The 3,183-nt window shown below is 66.3% G+C and carries 3 protein-coding genes; all 3 read left to right on the top strand.

What is annotated here, in order from left to right; genetic code table 11:
- Positions 1-538 (top strand): glutamate ligase domain-containing protein (locus AC5RWT_RS36065; protein ID WP_494084413.1); only part of this gene is annotated, 538 nt, incomplete at its 5' end.
- Entirely contained in the window at positions 535-1,647 is a 1,113-nt protein-coding gene (gene mraY / locus AC5RWT_RS36060) for a phospho-N-acetylmuramoyl-pentapeptide-transferase (RefSeq protein ID WP_493967337.1), read from the top strand. The genes AC5RWT_RS36065 and mraY, both read left to right, overlap by 4 nt.
- Positions 1,644-3,176 (top strand): UDP-N-acetylmuramoyl-L-alanine--D-glutamate ligase, encoded by a 1,533-nt coding sequence (gene murD / locus AC5RWT_RS36055; RefSeq protein WP_494084412.1) that lies wholly within the window; start codon positions 1,644-1,646, stop codon positions 3,174-3,176. Before mraY ends, murD begins: the two co-directional genes overlap by 4 nt.
- Positions 3,177-3,183 lie beyond the last annotated feature (7 nt).

Genomic DNA, 3,183 nt, shown 5'->3' with positions numbered 1-3,183 from the left:
CATTGCCGCCGGCTTGAACGGGCGCGGCCCGGCGAGCCGCTGGCGGATGGAGCGCACCGAGCGGCCGGACGGCGTGACGGTGATCAACGATGCCTACAACGCCAACCCGGAATCCATGCGGGCAGCGCTGCGCACCCTGGCCGAACTCGGCCGCGGGCGGCGCACCTGGGCGGTGCTCGGTGAAATGCTGGAACTGGGCGAAGACTCCGTGCACGAGCACGATGCGATCGGACGGATTGTGGTCCGGCTGAACATCTCACACCTGATCGTGGTGGGGGAGGGAGCCAAGGCCATGCACAACGCCGCCGTCTTGGAGGGCTCCTGGGGCGACGAATCGCTGTGGGTCAGCACTCCCGAGGAGGCCCACCAGGTGCTCAACGAGCAGCTCGAGCCCGGCGATCTGGTGCTGTTTAAGTCGTCCAACGGAGCCGGACTGCGGTTCCTGGGCGACCGGGTAGCATTAGGCAATCCGTCGACTGATCCCGCGGCGGCTGCAGTGCGCGGTACCGAGACCCAAGAGGAAGGCCAGGCGCAGTGATAGCCCTGCTGATCGGTTCTGCCCTGGCGCTGGTACTGTCCCTGATCGGGACGCCCCTGTTCATCAAGCTGCTGGTGAAGCGGGGCTACGGCCAATTCATCCGCGACGACGGCCCGACGGCGCACCACACCAAGCGCGGAACGCCCACCATGGGCGGGGTGGTCATTGTGGCCTGCGTGGTGCTGTCCTACTTTGCCACCCACTTGATGATGTGGATGGTCAACGGGGGCGCGCATGCCGGGCCCACGGCCTCCGGCGCTGTCTTGCTGCTGCTGATGGCCGGCATGGGGCTGGTGGGATTCCTGGACGACTTCATCAAAATCTCCAAGCAGCGCAGCCTTGGGCTGCGGGCCTGGGCCAAGATTGTGCTGCAGGGCCTTGTCGGCATCCTCTTTGCCGTGCTGGCCCTGAGCTTCCCGGACAGCCTCGGCCGCACCCCCGCGTCGACGCACATCTCCTTCGCCCGGGACATTCCATGGCTCGATCTCGCCTTTGGCGGTACCGTGCTGGGAACCCTCCTGTTTATCGTCTGGTCGAACATCATCGTCACCGCCGCCACCAACGGGGTGAATCTGACGGATGGGCTGGACGGGCTCGCCGCGGGTGCATCGGTGATGGTGTGCGGCGCCTACATGCTGATGGGGATCTGGCAGTTCAACCAGAGCTGTGGGTCGGTCAAGGTGCCCGGGGAGGTCTGTTACGAGGTCAGGGATCCGCTGGACCTGGCGCTGCTGGCCGGAGGGCTGGCCGGCGCGCTGATCGGGTTCCTGTGGTGGAACACCTCACCCGCCAAAATTTTCATGGGCGACACCGGCTCACTGGCGATCGGCGGCGCGATTGCAGGGTTCGCCATCCTGTCCCGCAGCCAACTGCTGTTGGTGGTCATGGCAGGCCTGTTTGTGATCATCTCGCTGTCGGTGATCATCCAGGTCGTCTTCTTCAAGCTCACCGGCGGAAAACGCGTGTTCAAGATGGCTCCTCTCCAGCACCACTTCGAGCTAAAGGGATGGGCCGAAGTCACCGTCGTCGTCCGCTTCTGGATCATCGCCGGACTGTGCGTGGCAGCCGCCCTGGGCCTTTTCTACGCCGAATGGGTGCTGGGTTCATGAACCGGCTCGACACGCTGACCTCCTGGGACGCGGACTGGTCCGGGCTGCGCGTGGTTGTCGCCGGCATCGGGCTGTCAGGTTTCTCCGCCGCCGACACCTTGATTGAACTCGGCGCCGCCGTCGTCGTCGTGGACGGTCGCGACACCGCGGAAAACCGTGCCAAGGCCGACACTTTGAAGATCGTCGGCGCCCGGCAGGTCCTGTTGGGCGAGGAACACGCCGGTCAGCTGCCCGACGTCGGCGGGGAACCTGCCGACCTGGTGGTCACCTCGCCGGGGTGGCAGCCGCGGACTCCGCTGCTGGCCGCCGCTGCGGCGGCGGGAATTCCCATCTGGGGCGACGTGGAACTTGCCTGGCGGGTGCGTGAACGCGCCGGCCGGCGAACGGCGGACTGGCTGGCCATCACCGGCACGAACGGCAAGACCACCACGGTGGGAATGGTTGAATCCATGCTGCAGGCGGCCGGGCTCCGGGCCATCGCCGCGGGCAACGTCGGCACGCCCATCCTGGACGCCGTGCGCGACCCGATCGGCTACGACGTGATTGCCGTGGAACTCTCCAGCTTCCAACTGCACTGGACCCACAGCATGTCCCCGCTGGCCTCGGTGGTGCTGAACGTGGCCGAAGACCACGTGGACTGGCACGGGTCCTATGCCGCGTATCTGGCAGACAAAGCCAAGATCTACGAGCGGACCAGGATCGCTTGCGTCTACAACGCCGAGCAGCGCGAGACCGAGGAAATGGTCGAAGGAGCCGACGTCGTGGAAGGCTGCCGGGCCATCGGATTCACCACCGGGATGCCGGCCGTCAGCATGCTGGGGGTAGTGGAAAAGCTGCTGGTGGACCGGGCCTATATAGAAGAACGCCGCGACTCAGCCGCCGAGCTGGCCGCCCTGAGCGATCTGGGCGACTTGGTGCCCAGGCACCAGGTCGCCAACGCCCTGGCCGCGGCCGCCCTGGTCCGTGCCTATGGCGTGGAGCCTGCCGCCGTCCGCGAAGGATTGCGGCGGTTCGATCCAGGGTCGCACCGGATCCAAAAAGTGCTGGAGCAGGCCGGGGTGCTCTGGGTCAACGACTCCAAAGCGACGAATCCGCATGCGGCGTCGGCCTCGCTGGCGTCTTTCTCCTCGGTTGTCTGGATTGCCGGAGGACTGTCCAAGGGCGTCAACTACGACGAGCTCATTGCCGACCACGCACGCAGGCTTAAAGCGGTGGTGCTGATCGGCACCGACAACTCAGCCCTGCTGGCCTCGTTGCAGCGACACGCACCGGATGTTCCCGTCGTCGACGCGCTCCCGGGGGAGACTGGAAGCAGGCTGCCGACGTCGGAGACCGCAACTGGCGAGACTGTGATGACGGCGGCCGTGGAAGCAGCAGCCGGCATCGCCGCCGACGGGGACACCGTCCTGATGGCTCCGGCAGCCGCCTCGATGGACCAGTTCACGTCCTACGCGCACCGCGGCAATGCGTTCATGCAAGCCGTCCGCCGGTTCGGGGAGGGGCAGGCACCGTCGACTAAGGAGCAGTAATGGCCAC

Source organism: Arthrobacter sp. Dra40 (assembly GCF_059091905.1).
Note: the sequence above shows the minus strand (reverse complement) of the source record. Positions and strands in the feature narration are given on the sequence as shown.

Coding starts and splice junctions, on each gene's coding strand:
- murD (WP_494084412.1), top strand. CDS start 1,644: ATGAACCGGCTCGACACGCTGACCTCCTGGGACGCGGACTGGTCCGGG.